Genomic DNA, 16,228 nt, shown 5'->3' with positions numbered 1-16,228 from the left:
TTGAGCGCCCTCACCGCCCCCCGCAAGCACGTCCACACCGACGATCCGCAGCGCCACCTCGAAGTGGTCGGCGAGCCGCAGAAGCGGCACACGCTGTTGTTCGCGCTGCTGATCATCGCCGTGCTCGGTGGCGCCGTGTTCGGGACCGTCACCCTGAACGCGCTGGCGGCCGCCGACGCCGTCCAGGCCCGTGAGCTCGACCGGCGGGTCGACGAGGCCGAGCGGGTCTACGCGCAACTGGTGGCCGACGTCGCGGCACTGGAGGACCCGGCCCGCATCCGTGCCGCCGCGACCGAGCTCGGCCTGGTCCCCGGCGGGCCCGGCCGTCACGTCCAGCTCGCCCGCAACCTGCCGGCCGATGGCGCCGTGTCGGAACTCGACGGCGCCGGCCGGACCGCCGACCCCCTGAAGCCCGTCCTCTCGGTGGAGCGCTAGATGACCCAGCAGCCGCGCCGGTTCCGTGCTCTTGGCGCCCCGCGCGTCCAGCGGACCGCCCGTGACGTCGGGACCCGCCGCATCCGCTGGCTGCTGCTGATCTACGGCCTGGTGTTCCTGCTCACCTTCGGACAGCTCGTGAACATCCAGGTCGTCCAGGGCTCGGACTACGCCGACCGCAGCGTCCGCCAGCGGGCCCGGATCGTGGACCTCGCGGCTACCCGCGGGCGCATCTACGACCGCGAGGGCGACGTGCTGGCGACGTCCGTGCAGTCGGCGACGGTCTACGCCGACCCGCGGGCCTACCGGCCCACCGAGACTCCGGACGGCCAACCCGTGCCGGCGGCCGGTGACAGCCAGGCGGCGGCGGAGGAGTTGGCGCCGCTGCTCGATCTCTCCGTCGCCGACGTCCGCGACCGGCTGGAACGTGACGCCCACTTCGTCTACCTGGGCCGCCAGCTGGACTGGGAGCTCGGCCAGCGCATCCGCGACCTGGACCTGCCCGGCATCGGCGTGCTCAGCGAGCCCAAGCGCGTGTACCCGGCCGGCCCCCTGGCCGGACAGATCGTCGGGTTCACCGGGATCGACGGCGAGGGGCTGCAGGGCCTCGAGGCACAGTACGACCGCGTGCTACGGGGTCGCCCGGGCATGCTGGCCTTCGAACAGGCGCCCGGCGGGCTCGGCATCACCTCGGGCACCCGCGAGCTGTCGCCGTCCGAGCCCGGGACCGACCTGGTTCTGACGCTGGACCGCGACATCCAGTACGCCGCCCAGCAGTCGGCGGCCGACGTCGTCGAGGAGTTCGGTGCCAAGGGCGCCAGCGTGGTCGTGATGGACGCGAAGTCGTTCGAGGTGCTCGCGATGGCCAGCACCCCCACCTTCGACCCGAACGACCGCGGCAACACCGAACCGGACACCTGGCGCAACCGGGCCGTGACCGACGTGTTCGAACCCGGCTCGACCCAGAAGGCGCTGACGATCGCCGCCGCCGTGGAGGAGGGCATCGTCGATCCCGACGCCGTCACGCCCAGCAGCCGGGGGGTGCGGGTCGGCGGCAAGACGTTCACCGACACCCATCCCTACCCGGGGGAGACGTGGACGGTCGGCGACATCATGGAGCGCTCCAGCAACGTCGGCACGATCGAACTCGCCCAGGAGCTCGGCCCCGAGCGGCTCTACGACTACCTGCGCGCGTTCGGCTACGGCCAGTCCACGGGGGTCGGCTTCCCCGGCGAGTCCGACGGGCTGCTGATGTCGACCGAGAACTGGTGGGGCACCTCGCTGCCGACGATCTCCATCGGGCAGGGTGTCGCCGTGACCCTGATGCAGCTCGCCACCTCCTACGCCACGCTGGCCAACGACGGCGTCGCCCGCACCCCCAAGATCGTGCGTGGCACGGTCGGCGAGGACGGCCGTCTGACGCCGACCGCCAGCGGCGGCGAGCAACGGGTCGTCTCGGCCGACACCGCCGCCCAGGTCCGGGCGATGCTGGAGCGGGTCGTCAGCGGCGAGCACGGCACCGGCAACCGCGCCGCCGTGCCGGGTTACACCGCCGCCGGCAAGACCGGCACGGCCCGCAAGCCCAGCGCCGACTCGCGCGGCTACTCGGGCGAGTACATCGCCACGTTCGTCGGTTTCGCGCCGGTGGAGTCGCCCGAGATCGTCGTGGCGGTCATGGTCGACGAGCCGCGGCCCTTCTACGGCGGCCTGGTGGCCGCGCCCGTCTTCAGCGAGGTGATGGGTGCCGCGCTGTCCGCACGCCGGGTGGTGCCCGACGGCGGTTCGCGCAGCCTCGACGACGCCATCGACGAGGCCCGCCTCGCGGCGGCGGAGGCCGCCGCCGCGACCGAGGATCCGCCGCTGCCCCCCGACGATCCGGGCTCTCCGCCGGTCGGCGACCCCGTCGGCGACTGACCGGTGGGCGGTGGCACGGCCGAGCGACCGTTGCGGGGTGCACCGACGGGCTCCGCGACGGCGTTAGGCTCCCGCGTCGCCGTGCATCCCGCCTCTCGCTCGGTGCCCGACCCGGGCCCGAGGCGAGGGGTCGTCGCCGCGCCTGACGCGGCTCCGTCGGCACGACCGACGTCCGCCCCCCTTCGAGCGCTCCGAGGAACCGTTTCCGTGACGGCGTACCTGTCCGACGTGGCCGCTGCCCTCCCCGAGGCGGAACTCCGTGGCGACGACGTGGCCCTGGTGGACGCGACCCACGACAGCCGTCAGGTCGGCGACGGGTGGCTGTTCTGTGCCATCCGGGGCGCCACGGCCGACGGTCACGACCACGCGCCGCAGGCCGTCGCCCAGGGCGCGTCGGCGCTGCTGGTGGAGCGCTGGCTCGACGTGCCGGCGCCGCAGGTGCTGGTGCCCTCCGTGCGGGCGGCGGCCGGGCCGGCCGCCGCGGTCGTGCACGGCCGGCCCTCGCAGGAACTGACGGTCGTCGGCGTGACCGGCACGAACGGCAAGACCACCACCGCCTACCTGCTGGAGGCGGCCTTCGCGGCCGCCGGGCAGGGGACCGGGGTGATCGGCACCGTGGAGACGCGCATCCACGGCGAGGCCCAGCCGGGCGTGCGCACCACCCCCGAGGGGCCGGACCTGCAGCGGCTGCTGCGGCGCATGCACGACCAGGGGGCCGACGCGGTCGCGATGGAGGTGTCGTCGCACGGCCTCGACCTCCACCGCGTCGACGGCACCCGCTTCACGGTCGCCGTCTGGACCAACCTCACCCAGGACCACCTCGACTGGCACGGGACGATGGAGGCCTACTTCCAGGCCAAGGCGCGCCTGTTCACGCGCGAGTTCGCCGAACAGGGCGTCGTCCACCTCGACGGCCCGTGGGCACGCCGCCTGCTCGAGCGCAGCGAGGTGCCGGTCACCACGGTCGGCCGCGACGAGGACGCCGACGTGCGCATCGTGGCCGAGCACGCCGACGTCGGCGGCTCCCGTGCCCGCCTGGTCGGCGCCGGCCTGGACGTCGAGGTGGCCACGCGGTTCCCCGGCCGGTTCAACCTGACCAACGCCGCCACCGGGCTGGTGGCCGCCGTCGCCGCCGGCGTGCCCGTCGAGGCGGCGGCCGCCGGGATCGCCGCCTGTCCCGGGGCGCCGGGCCGGCTGGAGCGCGTGGACGTCGGCCAGCCCTTCACGGTCCTCGTCGACTACGCCCACACGCCCGACGCCGTCGAGCAGGTCGTGCTCACCGTCCGTCGGCTGCTCGAGCCGGGCCGGAGGGTGCTGGTCGTGTTGGGCGCGGGTGGCGACCGCGACCGGGAGAAGCGTGGGCCGATGGGCGCGGCGGCCGCGACCGCGGACGTCGCGGTCCTGACGTCCGACAACCCCCGCACCGAGGAGCCCGCCGCCATCCTGGACGCGGTCGTCGCCGGCGCACGGCGGGCGGTCGCCGACGGTGCCACGGCCGAGGTGTACGGGGAGCTCGACCGGCGCGCCGCCATCGGGCAGGCGCTCGCGCTCGCGCGTCCGGGGGACGTGGTGGTCATCGCCGGCAAGGGCCACGAGACGGGGCAGGAGTTCGCCGACCGGACGCTGCCCTTCGACGACCGGGAGGTCGCCCGCGAGCTGCTGATCGGAGTGACGACGTGATCCGGATGACCCTCGAGGAAGTCGCCCGCGCCGTTGGCGGGCAACTCACCGGTGACGGCACGCGGCAGGTGAGCGCGGTCGGCACCGACTCACGGCAGCTGAGCCCGGGCGCGTTGTTCGTGGCGCTGCCGGGCGAGCAGGCCGACGGGCACGACCACGCCGCCGGTGCGCTCGCGCAGGGCGCCGGGGCGCTGCTGGTCTCGCGACCCCTGGAACTGGACGTCCCACAGATCCGCGTCGCCGACACCTGGCAGGCCCTCCGTGCGCTGGCCGGCGAGGTGCGCCGCCGGGTCGACCCCGTCACGGTGGCCGTCACGGGCTCGGTCGGCAAGACCACCGTCAAGGACTTCACCGCCGCCGCGCTGGGTTCTCAGCGCCGCACGGTCGCGGCCCAGGGCTCGTTCAACAACGAGCTCGGCGTGCCGCTCACGCTCCTGGGGCTGGCCGAGGACACCCAGGCGCTGGTCACGGAGATCGGCGCCCGCCACGTCGGTGACATCGCCGAGCTGGCCCCGCTGGCCGCACCCGACGTGTCGATCGTCACGGCGGTCGCCGGCGTCCACCTGGAGATCTTCGGCACCATCGAGCAGATCGCGATCGCGAAGCGGGAGCTGGTCGAGGCGCTGGGCGACGACGGCACCGCCGTGCTGAACGTCGCCGATCCGCGCGTCGCCGCGATGGCGCCCCACGCGCCGGCCGTCATCGGCGTGGCGCTGGACGACCCCAGCGCCGACGTCCACGCCGTCGACGTGGTCCTCGACCGCCACGCCCGCCCGAGCGCCACCGCCGTCACGCCGTGGGGCCGCACCCAGATCACCCTGCCCATCGCCGGGCGCCACCACATCGGCAACGCGCTGCTCGCACTGGCCGTCGCCGGCCACCTCGGGGTCGACCTCGATGCCGCCGCGGCCGCCCTGGCCGCCGCACCCGTCAGCCGCTGGCGCGGCGAGGTGGTCGACGCTGGCGGGGTGGTCGTCGTCAACGACGCCTACAACGCCAACCCGACCTCCGTGGCCGCCGCGCTGGACACGCTGGTGGCCGTCGAGCGCACCGGGCGGACCCACGCCGTCCTCGGCGTCATGGCGGAGATCGGCGACGACCATCACGCCGAGCACGTCGTCGTCGGCCGTCGGTGCGCCGAGTTGGGGCTCGACGACCTGGTGGTCGTCGGCGAGGACGCCGCCGGCATCGCCGAGGGCGCCCGCGAGGCCGGCCTGCCGCTCGACCGCATCCACGAGGTCGCCGACGCCGACGCGGCGCTGAAGCACCTGCTGGACGCTGCCGACGACGGCGACGTCGTGCTCGTCAAGGCGTCCCGCGTGGGCGGGCTCGAGCGCGTGGCCGACGGTCTGGTCGCCCACCGGACCTCGACGGGTCCGGGCGACGCACCGGTACGGGGGGACGACTCCGACACGGAGGCCCACCTGCCGTGATCGCCATCCTCATCTCGGGCACGATCGCCCTGATCGCTGCCCTGGCCGGCACGCCGCTGGTCATCAGCTACTTCCGCGAGCGCGGCTTCGGCCAGTTCATCCGCGAGGAGGGCCCCGAGGCGCACCACGCGAAGGCCGGCACCCCGACCATGGGCGGCACCGCCATCGTGCTGGCGGCGCTGGTCGGCTTCCTCGTCGCGCACATGACCTCGGTGTCGTTCACCAGCGCCGGTTGGCTGGTGATGTTCGTGTTCGTCGGCATGGCCGCCGTCGGGTTCGCCGACGACTTCATCAAGCTGCGCATGCGCCGCAACCTCGGCCTCAACAAGACCACCAAGTTCCTCGGCCAGGCCATCATCGCGGCCGTGTTCGCGTTCGCCGGGCCGGCGTTGGCGGACCTGCCGACCAACGTCTCGGTGGTGGGTGCCATCGAGTTGCAGCTGCCGAACTGGGCGTTCTTCTTCTGGATGTTCCTGCTGCTGGCGGGGGCGTCCAACGCCGTCAACCTCACCGACGGGCTCGACGGCCTGGCCGCCGGCTCCGGCGCGCTGATCTTCGGGGCCTACACGCTCATCGCGTTCTGGCAGTTCCGCAACCCGTTCGCCTATCCCATGGACGCAGGCGAGGCGCTGGACGTCGCCATCATCGTCGCGGCCGTCATGGCCGCCTGTGCGGGCTTCCTGTGGCACAACGCCCCACCGGCCCGCATCTTCATGGGTGACACCGGCTCGTTGGCCCTGGGCGGGCTGCTGGCCGCCGTGGCGGTCGTCACCAACACCCAGGTGCTCCTGGTCCTGCTCGGCGGGCTGTACGTGCTGGAGACCCTGTCGGTGATCGTGCAGGTCGCCGTCTTCCGCACCAGCGGCAAGCGCGTCTTTCGCATGGCCCCCATGCACCACCACTTCGAGCTGCTCGGGTGGCAGGAGACCACGATCATCGTGCGCTTCTGGATCATCGCCGGGATCGGGATCGCGCTCGGCCTCGGCTCGTTCTACGCCGAGTACCTGTCGCGCTTCGGGCCGCTGGGATGACCACGCCCGACCAGCCACGCACGCCATTGGCGGGGGTCGAGCGGGCCCTGGTCATCGGTCTGGGTGCCTCGGGCGCCGCCGCCGCCCGTGCACTGCGCGATGCAGGCGTCGCCGTGACGATGGTCGACGACCGGCCGGACCACCCGGCCGCCGCGGAACTGGCCGACAGCGGCATCGAGGTGGCGCTGGGCGTCGCGCCGGTGCAGCGCGTCGACGGGGCCGATCTGGTCGTGCCCTCCCCGGGCGTGCCGGAACACGCCCCGGTGCTGGTCCGGGCCGACCAGCTGGACGTGCCGGTGTGGAGCGAACCGGAACTGGGGGCCCGGCTGTTCCCACGTCGCCTGCTCGCGGTCACCGGCACCAACGGCAAGACGTCCACCACCGAGCTGCTGGCCGCCATGCTGCGCGCCGGCGGGCTCGACGCGCGGACGTGCGGCAACATCGGTGTCCCGTTCACCGCGGCCGCCGCCGAGGCGCCCGCCGACGCCGTCCTCGTGGCCGAGCTGTCCTCCTTCCAGCTGCGGTTCGTGCAGCAGTTGCGTCCCGAGGTGGGGGTGCTGCTCAACCTCGCCGCCGACCACCTCGACTGGCACCCCAGCCTGGCCGCGTACGGCGAGGCCAAGGCGCGGCTGTGGCACGCCCAGCAGCCGGGTGACTGGGCGGTCGCCAACGCCCGGGACCCACTGACCCGACAACTGGCCGAACGTCTCGCGCCGGCGGGGCGCGCGCACTTCGACGGCGCCGGAGCCGTCGACGGCCACGGCGTCGGCGTCCGCGACGGTGCGCTGGTCGCGGACACGCCTGCCTTCCACGGACGCGTCGTCGCACTCGACGAGCTGCCGCTGGACGCCCCCCACCACCGCGCCAACGTGGCCGCGGCCGCGGCGGCCGCGCTGCTCGCCGGCGTCCCGGCCGACGCCGTCGCCGGGGCCGCCCGCGCCTACCACCCCGGCCGCCACCGCCTCGAACTGGTCGCGGAGCTCGACGGGGTGCGCTACGTCGACGACTCCAAGGCCACCAACGTCCACGCCGCGGCGGCCGCACTGCACTCCGCGCCCTCGATCGTCTGGGTCGCCGGGGGACTGGCCAAGGGCGTGGACCTCTCGGCGCTGGCCGCCGACCTCGGCGCCGTGCGTCACGCCGTGCTGATCGGCACCGCGGCAGAGGAGCTGGCTGGTGTCTGCGCGGGCGCCGGTGTCCCCGCGCAGATCGCCGACTCGATCGAGGACGCCGTCGTCGCGGCCGCCCGGCAGGCCCGTCCGGGAGACACCGTGCTGCTCGCGCCGGCCTGCGCCTCGTTCGACCAGTTCGCCGGTTATGCAGAACGTGGCGAGAGATTCGCCGCCGCCGTGCAAGCCTTGCGCCCCACGACCGCGCCCGAGGGCGGTCACGGAGGAGAGGCATGAGCGTGCGGCAGGGCAGGCGGCGGACGTCGACGAGGCCGGCGAGGGACACCGACGCACGGGGCCGGTTCGGTCAGTGGCGCGAGCAGTGGCGGCCGGGCGCCTGGAACGGCGACGCGACGGGGCTGACCGTCGTCACGATCGTGCTGCTGCTGGTCGGGCTGGTCATGAGCTACTCGGCCAGCATCGTCGACGCGGCCGAGGCCGGCGACCCGTTCGGCGTCTTCCGACGGCAGCTGGTGTGGGCATCGATCGGCGTGCCGGCCTTCGTGCTGGTGGCCAACCTCGACCACCGCGTGTGGCGCCGGATCGCCTGGCCGCTGATGATCGGCTCGCTCGTCGGGCTGGTGCTCGTCCTGGTCCCGGGCGTCGGCATCACCCGCTTCGGGTCCACCCGCTGGCTCGGGTTCGGACCGCTCGTGATCCAACCCTCGGAGATCGCCAAGCTCGCGGCGCTCGTCTGGCTCGCGGACGTGCTGGAGCGCAAGCGGCCCAAGGACGGCACGCTGCACCGGCCGTCGCACCTCAACGTGCCGGCCATCCCGCTGCTGATCCTGCTGGCGGTGCTCGTGCTCGCCCAGCCCGACCTGGGCACCACGATCCTGCTCGGCCTGATCGTGGGCGCCGTGCTGTGGGTCGAGGGGCTGCCGGGCAAGTACGTCGGCATCGCCAGCATCGCGGCGCTGGCGGCCATCGCCGCGCTGGCCGTGGTGGCGCCCTACCGGTTGCGGCGCGTGACGGGCTGGCTCGACCCCGAGGCCGACCCGCTGGGCACCGGCTATCAGCTCATGCAGGCGTTGTTCGCGCTGGGCGAGGGCGGCACGTTCGGCGTCGGCCTGGGCTCGTCGCGCGCGAAGTGGAACTTCGTGCCCAACCCGGAGACGGACTTCATCTTCGCCATCATCGGGGAGGAGCTCGGGCTCGTCGGCGCCACGTTCGTGCTGGGCCTGTTCGCCGCGGTGCTCTACCTCGGCCTGCGCGTGGCCTACGCCGCCGCGGAGGGCTTCGGCCGCACCGTCGCCTTCGGTGTCACGGCATGGATCGTCGGCCAGGCGCTCATCAACATCGGCACGGTGACCGGTCTGCTGCCGATCACCGGCGTGACGCTGCCGCTGGTCAGCGTGGGTGGGTCCTCGCTGGTCTCGACGCTCGTGGCCCTCGGCCTCCTCGTCAGCATCGCGCGCGCGACGCCGCCACCGGTGAGCCGCCTGCGGTCGGCGGGGGCCGCGCCCCGCCTGATCCACCGTGCCGGAGACCACTCATGACCCGGACCGTGCTCGTGGCCGGCGGCGGCACCGCCGGTCACGTCTTCCCCGCCATCGCCGTCGCCAAGGAACTCGCCCGCCAGGCCGACGTGAACCCCGTGTTCGTCGGCGTGCCCGACCGGCTCGAGGCGCGGCTGGTCCCGGAAGCCGGCTTCCGCATGCACGAGATCGCGGCCGTGTCGGTCCCGCGGCGGCCGTCGCCGGCGCTGTTCAAGGTCCCCTTCGCCGTGCGGGCGGCCGTCCGGGAGTGCGAGCGGATCGCCCGGGAGGAGCAGGCCGCCGCGGTCGCGACCTTCGGCGGCTACGTGTCGTTCCCGCTCGACCGCGCCGCCAAGCGGCTCGGCCTGCCGCTGGTCATCCACGAGCAGAACGCCGTCCCCGGCCTGACCAACCGGATCGCCGCCCGTTGGGCCGATCGCGTGGCCGTCACGTTCCCCGGCTCGGCGGACCGGTTCCCGCACCCCGAACGTTGCGCGGTCACGGGTGACCCGGTCCGTGAGGACCTGCTCCACCTCGACCGGGACGCGCAGCGTGCCGACGCGCGCGAAGCATTCGGGCTCGATCCGGTCGTCCCGACGCTGCTCGTGTTCGGTGGCAGCCAGGGTGCCCGATCGCTCAACCGGGCCGTCACCGAGGCCCACGGGCGCTGGGGCGTGGACTCGCTGCAGATCCTGCACGCCGCGGGCCGCGGCCTCCACGACGAGGCCGTCGCCGCCTGGGAGTCCGCACGCGCGGCCCGGCCGGGCATCCGCGTCGAGGTGCTGGACTTCATCGACGACATGGCGCGGGCCTACGCCGCCGCCGACGTCGTGGTCTGCCGCGCGGGTGCCACCTCGATCGCCGAGCTGACCGTGCTCGGTCTTCCGGCCGTGCTGGTTCCCTATCCTCATGCCACCGGCGACCACCAGACCGCCAACGCTCGCGCGCTCGAGCAGACCGGCGGTGCGGTGGTCGTGGAGGACGCCGAGCTCGACGGCGCCGCGCTGGTCGCGGCGGCCGAACCCCTGCTGACCGACCCCGACCGGGGTGGCCGCATGGCCGCCGCGTCGCGGGCCTTCGGACGGCCAGACGCCGCGGCGAACGTCGCCAGGCTGGTCCTCGAGCAACTCGACCGCGCCGCCCGCTGACAGGACCGACCGGCGCCCCTCCCGCAACCCGCACGACGAGCCAAGGAGTCTTCCGCGATGACGCTGCTGGACACGCCGCGACGGGTACATCTCGTGGGCATCGGCGGTGCCGGCATGTCGGGCATCGCCCGCATCCTGCTGCAGCGCGGCCACACCGTGTCCGGTTCGGACCTGCAGGAGGGCCGGGCCGTGGGCGAACTGCGCATGCTCGGTGCGCGCGTGGAGGTCGGGCACCGTGCGGACAACCTCGTGGACGCCGAGGTGATCGTCATCTCGTCCGCGGTCCCGCGCGACAACCCCGAGGTCGAGGCGGCCCGCGCGCGCGGCCTGCACGTGCTGCGCCGTGCAGAGATGCTCGCCGCGCTGATGGCCGACGAGCGTGCCGTGCTGATCGCCGGGACCCACGGCAAGACCACCACCACCTCGATGGCCGTGGTCGCCCTGCAGGCCGCCGGCAAGGACCCGAGCTTCGCGATCGGCGGCTCGCTCAACGAGAGCGGCACCAACGCCCACGGCGGCAGCGACGGCCTGTTCGTCGCCGAGGCGGACGAGTCGGACCGGTCCTTCCTTTACTTCCGCCCGGACCTCGCGGTCGTGACGAACCTCGAACACGACCACCCCGACGAGTTCCGTGACGAGGCGGACGTCGTCGCGGCGTTCCGGGACTTCCTCGCGCGCCGATCCGAGGACGCACCGGCGATCCTGTGTGCCGACGACCCCGGCAGCCTGGCGCTCGCCGACCAGATCGCCGGCCCGGTGGTCACCTACGGGACCGACCCGCGCGCCGGTCTGCGGCTGCTGCTCGGCGACGACGGCGTCCACCAGGTACGCCGGGACGGCGAGCCGGTCTGCACGATGCGCCTCAACGTGCCGGGCCGCCACAACGCCCTGAACGCGGCGGCCGCGCTGGCCGTGTGCGACTGGGTCGGCGTGGACCTGCAGGCCGCCGCCGACGGCCTCACCCGCTTCACCGGCGCGGCCCGCCGCTTCCAGCGCCTGGGCACCGTCAACGACGTCGAGGTGGTCGACGACTACGCCCACCACCCGACCGAGCTGCGGGCGACGCTCGCCGCCGCCCGCTCGACCGCCGCGGACCGGGTCGTGGTCGTCGTGCAGCCACATCGCTACTCGCGCACGCAGGTGCTGGGCGCGGAACTCGGACGCGCGGCGGCGGCCGCCGACCTCGTCGTCGTGACCGACGTGTACGCCTCCAGCGAGTCGCCCGTGCCGGGGGTTACCGGGCGGCTGGTGGCCGACGCGGCCGAGGCGGCTGGCGCGAAGGTCCTGTACCAGCCGCACCTCGTCGACGTCGTCGACGCACTCGTCGAGCAGGTCCGCCCCGGGGACCTCGTGCTGACCACCGGCGCCGGCGACGTGACCCAGGTCGGTCCGGCCCTGCTCGCCCGGCTCGGCAGCAACTGATGGCGGCGTCACCCTCCCGGACCGGTCTCGAGGCCGCGCCGAGCACCGACCCGCTGGTCGCCGAGCTGCGCGGCGAGGTCGTCGGCGAGGTTCGCGCGCGGGCCTCGCTGGCCGAGCTGACGACCCTGCGCGTCGGCGGACCCGCCCGCGCGCTCGTCGTCGCCGAACGCGACGCCGACCTCGCTGCCGTCGGCGCCGCCTGCCGGGCCCACGGCGTGCCGTGGGCGGTCGTCGGTCGCGGCTCCAACCTGCTGATCGCCGACGCCGGCTGGCCGGGCGTCGCCGTGCAGCTCGGGCGCGGGTTCCGTGGCCTGGAGACCGGCGACGGTCGCGTGCGCGCGGGCGCGGCCGAGCCGCTGCCCGCCCTGGCCGTGCGGGTCGCCGAGGCCGGCTTCGGCGGCTTCGCGTGGGCCTGCGCCGTGCCCGGCACCCTGGGCGGCGCGGTGCGGATGAACGCCGGCGCGCACGGCGGCGAGATGGCCGACCACCTCGTCGAGGTCGACGTCGTGCGCCTGTCCAGCGGCACCCGCGAGACGTGGCCGGTGGCGGCTCTCGGGCTCACCTACCGGCACTCCGCACTGCCCGACGACGCCGTGGTGGTCGACGCGACGCTGGCGCTGGAGTCGGGCTCGACCGAGGAGCTGAAGGCCGAGATCCGCGAGATCCGCGCCTGGCGCCGCGAGCACCAGCCGTTGAACGAGCCCAACTGCGGCTCGGTGTTCACCAACCCGCCCGGCGACAGCGCGGGCCGGCTGGTCGAGGCGGTGGGGGGCAAACAGCTCGTGATCGGCGGGGCACGCATCAGCGACCGCCACGCCAACTTCATCGTCACCACGCCGGGGGCCGGCGCGGCGGACGTCCGCGGCCTGATCCGCGAGGTACGCCGGCGGGTCGAGCAGCAGTTCGGCGTCCGGCTACGGCCCGAGGTGGCGATGCTCGGGGACTTCGACGACGGGGGACTGGAACCGTGATCGACGAGCGGATCGCCGAACGGCGGCGGCAGGTCCGCGACCAGCGTCGACGCCACCGCCTCCGGCGCACGATCGTCCTCGCGGTGTTGCTGGCCATCGTCGTCGCCCTGGTGGTGGTCGAGCGCAGCGACCTCGTCGGCCTCGAGGAGGTCCAGGTGGTCGGCACGCAGCGGCTGAGCGTCGAGGAGGTGGTCGCGGCCGCCGACCTGCCGCTGGGCACCTCGACGCTGCGGCTCGGGCTGGGAGCGGCCGAGGACCGGGTCGAGCGGCTGCCGCTGGTACGCGACGCGAGCGCGCGACGCGTGGACCCGTTGACGGTCGAGATCCGGGTCGCCGAGCGCGTGCCCGCCCTCAACGTGCGCCACGGCGACGAGCGTGTCCTGGTCGACCGCGACGGCGTGGTCGTGGCCGAGGGCAACCTCCGCGGCCTGCCGCAGATCCGCGTCGACGAGGCTCCGCCGGCGCCGGGGGAGGACGTCACCGCCCAGCCGGCCCTGGCCAACGCCCACCGCGCGTGGCGTGAGCTGTCCGGCCCGCTGCGCGCCGAGGTGGTGCGCTACGACGCGTCCGGGCCCGATGAGCTCGACCTGCGCCTGGCGTCCGGGGTGACGGTGCGCTTCGGGCGCGCCGAGCGCGTCGACGAGAAGGTCCGCTCCCTGGGCGCCGTGCTCGAGGACCTCGGCGACACCGAGGTGGAGGCCATCGACGTCCGCGCGCCCTCCTCACCGGTGGTCACCCCGCCCTGAGGTCATCGGCGGGGCGAGACGTCGGGTGATGATCGGGCCACGCCCGCCTCGACCTCGGTCTGCTGGCGTCGCGGCGAGCCGGGCCGTGGGCCGATCGCACCGTCGCCGCTGATCGGCTCCGCGGTCACGCCGGTCTCGCCAGGGCGTTGACCGCCGCCGAGAACGCCACCGGCAGCCGCTCGGCCGTCGGGACCAACCGCCGTCGAACGGGATTCCACCGGGTGGCGCCCAGCAGGCAGGACGTCAGCCAGCGGTACCGCCGCGTGATGGTGTGCCAGTCGTGTTCGTAGCGCATCGGGTCGTGATCGAGGATCGCGGCAACGGCCGCACGGGCCTGCGTCACGGCCATCGCCACACCCTCACCGGTGAGGGCGTCGACGTAGCCGCCGGCGTCCCCGACGAGCAGCACCCGCCCGGCCACCCGGGACCGGGACCGTTGTCGCAGCGGCCCGGCTCCCCGGACGTCGCCGAGGGGCGCGGCGTCACGCAGCCGCCCGCGCAGGGACGGGAACCGGGTCAGATGGTCGTCGAACGAGCCGCGAACGGACGTGAGCAGGGCGACCCCGACGACGTCGGCGGCCACGGGCGTGACGTAGGCCTCGACCGACTCGGCCCAGTGCACTTCCACGTACGACGTCCAGGGCGCGAGCCGGTAGTGACGTCGTACGCCGTAGCGCCGGCGAGGCGAGGGTCGCCCGTCGAGTCCGAGCCGGCGCCGGACCGGCGAGTGGAGCCCGTCGGCGGCGACGACGTAGCGGAAGCGCTGCCCGTCCACCACGACACCGTCAGGGCTCGGCAGGACCTCCCTGGCACACCGCTGCTCGAGCGGGATCCCGGCGGCCTGGGTCGCGGACCGCATCGCGGCGTGCAGGGTCGTGCGACGGACACCGCGACCGAGCCCGCTGCGGAATGCTGCCTCGACCGTGCGGTGGCCCGCGAGGTAGCGGATCCCGACGAGGTCCTCGCCGGCCGGCGCGACCCCCACGTCTCCGAGCGCGGTGACCGCGCCGGGCATCAGCCCCTCCCCACAGGCCTTGTCGATGATGCCGGCGCGCTTGTCCCACACGGTCACGTCCAGGCCGGCACGGGCGGCGTAGAGCGCACTGGCCAGCCCCGCGGGGCCGCCGCCGACCACGAGCAGGTCCTTCATCGCGTCACGTCCGCGGACGGCGGTCCGGCGGGTGCCGCCGTGCTCATCGAGGTCAAGGCCCGGTTCTCGACCCGGATGCGGACCGCCAGCAGCACGGCGTTGCAGAGCGTGAACAAGAGCGCCGTGACCCAGGCGGAGTGGACGAGCGGGAGTGCGAAGCCCTCGACGACGACGGCGACGTAGTTGGGGTGGTCCATGAACCGGTACGGGCCCCTGGTGACCCGTCGCAGCCCGGGTACGACGATCACCCGGGTGTTCCACTGGTGGCCGAGCGTGGTGATGCACCACCACCGAAGCGCCTGGGCGGCCAGCACCAGCGCGAGCATCGTCCAGCCGAGGACCGGGAGGAAGGGTGGCTGCCGGAGCCACACCTCGACCAGTGCGCCGACCAGCAGGCCGGTGTGCAGCACCACCATCACGAGGTAGTGCCGCTGTCCCGATTCGACACCGCCCCGCGCGAAGCTCCACGCCGCGTTGCGCTTGGACACCACCAACTCGGCGAGTCGCTCCAGACCGACGGCGACGATCAGCAGGGTGAACCAGGTCATGCGGCCGCCTCCGGCGCCCGGAGCAGCACGAGTTCGGAACAGAAGCCGGGGCCCATGGCGAGCATCAGGCCGTAGGAACCCGGCCTCGGCGGCCGCTCACGGAGGGTGTCGGCCAGCACGTGCAGCACGGACGCCGAGGACAGGTTGCCGATCCGGGCCAGGGAGTCCCAGGTCACCTGGAGCGCCTCGCGGTCGAGCCCGAGCGTCTCCTGCAAGGCCTCGAGCACCTTCGGGCCGCCGGGATGCGCGACATACCACTCGATGTCGTCCGTCCTCAGGCCGCAGTCGGCGAGGAACGCCCGGACGTCGTCCCCGACGTACCGCTTCACGATCACCGGCACGCTGCTGTCCAGGACGATCTTCAGCCCGGTCGTGCCGACGTCCCAGCCCATCGTGCGTTCGGAATCGGGGTAGAGCCGGCTTCGTGCGGCCAGCACGTCCGGCTGGGGCACGGCGGGCGTGTCGGCGAACTCGCGGGCTCGGTCGGCGCCGACCGCGACGACCGCCGCCGCGCCGTCGCCGAACAACCCGCTGGCGACCAGGTTCGGCATCGAGGCGTCGTCGCGCTGGAGGGTCAGCGAGCACAGCTCGACCGCCATGAGCACCGCCACGTGGCCGGGATGTCCGCGCAGGTAGTCGTGCAGCCGCGCCACGCCGGCGGCGCCGGCGACGCAGCCCAGCCCGACCAGGGGGAGGCGGACGACGTCAGGGCGCATCCCGATCAGAGCGGCGACGCGTGCATCGAGAGACGGGACGGCGAGGCCGGTGACCGTCGCGGAGACGATGAGATCCACGTCCTGCGGGGTGAGCCCGACGGCCTTCAGCGCGTCGGTGACGGCCCGGGCGCCCAGCTCGACGCCGGCGTCGATGAAGACGTTGTTGGACTCGGTGAAGTCGACCAACTCGGCGTAGCGCTCCAGCGGCAGCGCCAGATGCCGCGTCCGGACCCGGGCGTTCGCGTGCAGACGCTGCACGATCCGCTCGTCCACGGTGCTGCGCAGCAGCGCGTGCGTGAAGGCATGGGTGATCTCCGCCTGGGGATACCGGTACTCGGGGAGGACCCCCTGGACGCTCACGATTCGCATGCGGGTGTCTCCTCGATG

General features: G+C 74.1%; 14 protein-coding genes. 11 read left to right on the top strand and 3 right to left on the bottom strand.

Translation table 11 applies throughout. From position 1 onward, the window contains the following. The 11 genes from ACERM0_RS01920 to ACERM0_RS01870 all read left to right on the top strand — a co-directional run bounded on the left by ACERM0_RS01920 (position 1) and on the right by ACERM0_RS01870 (position 13,427). Positions 1-435: a hypothetical protein gene (locus ACERM0_RS01920; protein WP_373676804.1), complete on the top strand. Its 435-nt coding sequence runs from the start codon at positions 1-3 to the stop codon at positions 433-435. Continuing rightward, entirely contained in the window at positions 436-2,349 is a 1,914-nt protein-coding gene (locus ACERM0_RS01915; protein ID WP_373676803.1) for a peptidoglycan D,D-transpeptidase FtsI family protein, read from the top strand. Positions 2,350-2,556: 207 nt separating this feature from the next. Further along, the gene (locus tag ACERM0_RS01910) at positions 2,557-4,029 is read left to right on the top strand and encodes a UDP-N-acetylmuramoyl-L-alanyl-D-glutamate--2,6-diaminopimelate ligase (protein WP_373676802.1); all 1,473 of its coding nucleotides are present in this window, start codon (positions 2,557-2,559) and stop codon (positions 4,027-4,029) included. A gap of 5 nt (positions 4,030-4,034) precedes the next feature. Then, positions 4,035-5,462, top strand: coding sequence for a UDP-N-acetylmuramoyl-tripeptide--D-alanyl-D-alanine ligase (murF, locus tag ACERM0_RS01905; RefSeq protein ID WP_373676801.1), 1,428 nt, complete (start codon positions 4,035-4,037; stop codon positions 5,460-5,462). Continuing rightward, a complete protein-coding gene (mraY, locus tag ACERM0_RS01900; RefSeq protein ID WP_373676800.1) occupies positions 5,459-6,493 on the top strand; it encodes a phospho-N-acetylmuramoyl-pentapeptide-transferase in 1,035 nt (344 codons plus the stop codon). The genes murF and mraY overlap by 4 nt, the downstream gene beginning before the upstream one ends. Continuing rightward, positions 6,490-7,899, top strand: coding sequence for a UDP-N-acetylmuramoyl-L-alanine--D-glutamate ligase (gene murD / locus ACERM0_RS01895; protein ID WP_373676799.1), 1,410 nt, complete (start codon positions 6,490-6,492; stop codon positions 7,897-7,899). Before mraY ends, murD begins: the two co-directional genes overlap by 4 nt. Beyond that, on the top strand, positions 7,896-9,161 hold the full coding sequence (gene ftsW / locus ACERM0_RS01890) for a putative lipid II flippase FtsW (RefSeq protein WP_373676797.1): 1,266 nt from the start codon (positions 7,896-7,898) through the stop codon (positions 9,159-9,161). The genes murD and ftsW overlap by 4 nt, the downstream gene beginning before the upstream one ends. After that, a complete protein-coding gene (murG, locus tag ACERM0_RS01885; RefSeq protein WP_373676796.1) occupies positions 9,158-10,288 on the top strand; it encodes an undecaprenyldiphospho-muramoylpentapeptide beta-N-acetylglucosaminyltransferase in 1,131 nt (376 codons plus the stop codon). The genes ftsW and murG overlap by 4 nt, the downstream gene beginning before the upstream one ends. 57 nt (positions 10,289-10,345) lie before the next feature. After that, positions 10,346-11,710 carry a UDP-N-acetylmuramate--L-alanine ligase gene (gene murC / locus ACERM0_RS01880; RefSeq protein WP_373676795.1) on the top strand — a complete coding sequence of 455 codons (1,365 nt, stop codon included), beginning with the start codon at positions 10,346-10,348 and terminating at the stop codon, positions 11,708-11,710. Further along, on the top strand, positions 11,710-12,681 hold the full coding sequence (gene murB, locus ACERM0_RS01875) for a UDP-N-acetylmuramate dehydrogenase (RefSeq protein ID WP_373676793.1): 972 nt from the start codon (positions 11,710-11,712) through the stop codon (positions 12,679-12,681). The genes murC and murB overlap by 1 nt, the downstream gene beginning before the upstream one ends. Next, positions 12,678-13,427 (top strand): cell division protein FtsQ/DivIB, encoded by a 750-nt coding sequence (locus tag ACERM0_RS01870; RefSeq protein ID WP_373676792.1) that lies wholly within the window; start codon positions 12,678-12,680, stop codon positions 13,425-13,427. Before murB ends, ACERM0_RS01870 begins: the two co-directional genes overlap by 4 nt. 124 nt (positions 13,428-13,551) lie before the next feature. On the opposite strand, the gene ACERM0_RS01865 is transcribed toward ACERM0_RS01870, so the two are convergent. The 3 genes from ACERM0_RS01865 to ACERM0_RS01855 are packed head-to-tail and all read right to left on the bottom strand — an operon-like array spanning position 13,552 to position 16,210. After that, positions 13,552-14,577 (bottom strand): NAD(P)/FAD-dependent oxidoreductase, encoded by a 1,026-nt coding sequence (locus ACERM0_RS01865; RefSeq protein ID WP_373676791.1) that lies wholly within the window; start codon positions 14,575-14,577, stop codon positions 13,552-13,554. Continuing rightward, positions 14,574-15,125: an isoprenylcysteine carboxyl methyltransferase family protein gene (locus ACERM0_RS01860; protein WP_373676790.1), complete on the bottom strand. Its 552-nt coding sequence runs from the start codon at positions 15,123-15,125 to the stop codon at positions 14,574-14,576. The genes ACERM0_RS01865 and ACERM0_RS01860 overlap by 4 nt, the downstream gene beginning before the upstream one ends. Beyond that, positions 15,122-16,210: a type III polyketide synthase gene (locus ACERM0_RS01855; protein WP_373676789.1), complete on the bottom strand. Its 1,089-nt coding sequence runs from the start codon at positions 16,208-16,210 to the stop codon at positions 15,122-15,124. Before ACERM0_RS01855 ends, ACERM0_RS01860 begins: the two co-directional genes overlap by 4 nt. Between the last annotated feature and the right edge of the window lie 18 nt (positions 16,211-16,228).

It is taken from the genome of Egicoccus sp. AB-alg2 (assembly GCF_041821065.1).
Lineage (GTDB): Bacteria > Actinomycetota > Nitriliruptoria > Nitriliruptorales > Nitriliruptoraceae > Egicoccus.
The sequence above is the reverse complement of the archived record's forward strand: the minus strand, read 5'-3'. Positions and strand labels throughout refer to the sequence as shown.

What these genes read in the sequence shown, in the direction of transcription:
- ACERM0_RS01865 (WP_373676791.1), bottom strand. Translation starts at nt 14,577, where the DNA reads ATGAAGGACCTGCTCGTGGTCGGCGGCGGCCCCGCGGGGCTGGCCAGT.
- ACERM0_RS01915 (WP_373676803.1), top strand. Translation starts at nt 436, where the DNA reads ATGACCCAGCAGCCGCGCCGGTTCCGTGCTCTTGGCGCCCCGCGCGTC.
- murF (WP_373676801.1), top strand. Translation starts at nt 4,035, where the DNA reads ATGACCCTCGAGGAAGTCGCCCGCGCCGTTGGCGGGCAACTCACCGGT.
- ACERM0_RS01860 (WP_373676790.1), bottom strand. Translation starts at nt 15,125, where the DNA reads ATGACCTGGTTCACCCTGCTGATCGTCGCCGTCGGTCTGGAGCGACTC.
- murD (WP_373676799.1), top strand. Translation starts at nt 6,490, where the DNA reads ATGACCACGCCCGACCAGCCACGCACGCCATTGGCGGGGGTCGAGCGG.
- ftsW (WP_373676797.1), top strand. Translation starts at nt 7,896, where the DNA reads ATGAGCGTGCGGCAGGGCAGGCGGCGGACGTCGACGAGGCCGGCGAGG.
- murB (WP_373676793.1), top strand. Translation starts at nt 11,710, where the DNA reads ATGGCGGCGTCACCCTCCCGGACCGGTCTCGAGGCCGCGCCGAGCACC.
- murC (WP_373676795.1), top strand. Translation starts at nt 10,346, where the DNA reads ATGACGCTGCTGGACACGCCGCGACGGGTACATCTCGTGGGCATCGGC.
- ACERM0_RS01855 (WP_373676789.1), bottom strand. Translation starts at nt 16,210, where the DNA reads ATGCGAATCGTGAGCGTCCAGGGGGTCCTCCCCGAGTACCGGTATCCC.
- murG (WP_373676796.1), top strand. Translation starts at nt 9,158, where the DNA reads ATGACCCGGACCGTGCTCGTGGCCGGCGGCGGCACCGCCGGTCACGTC.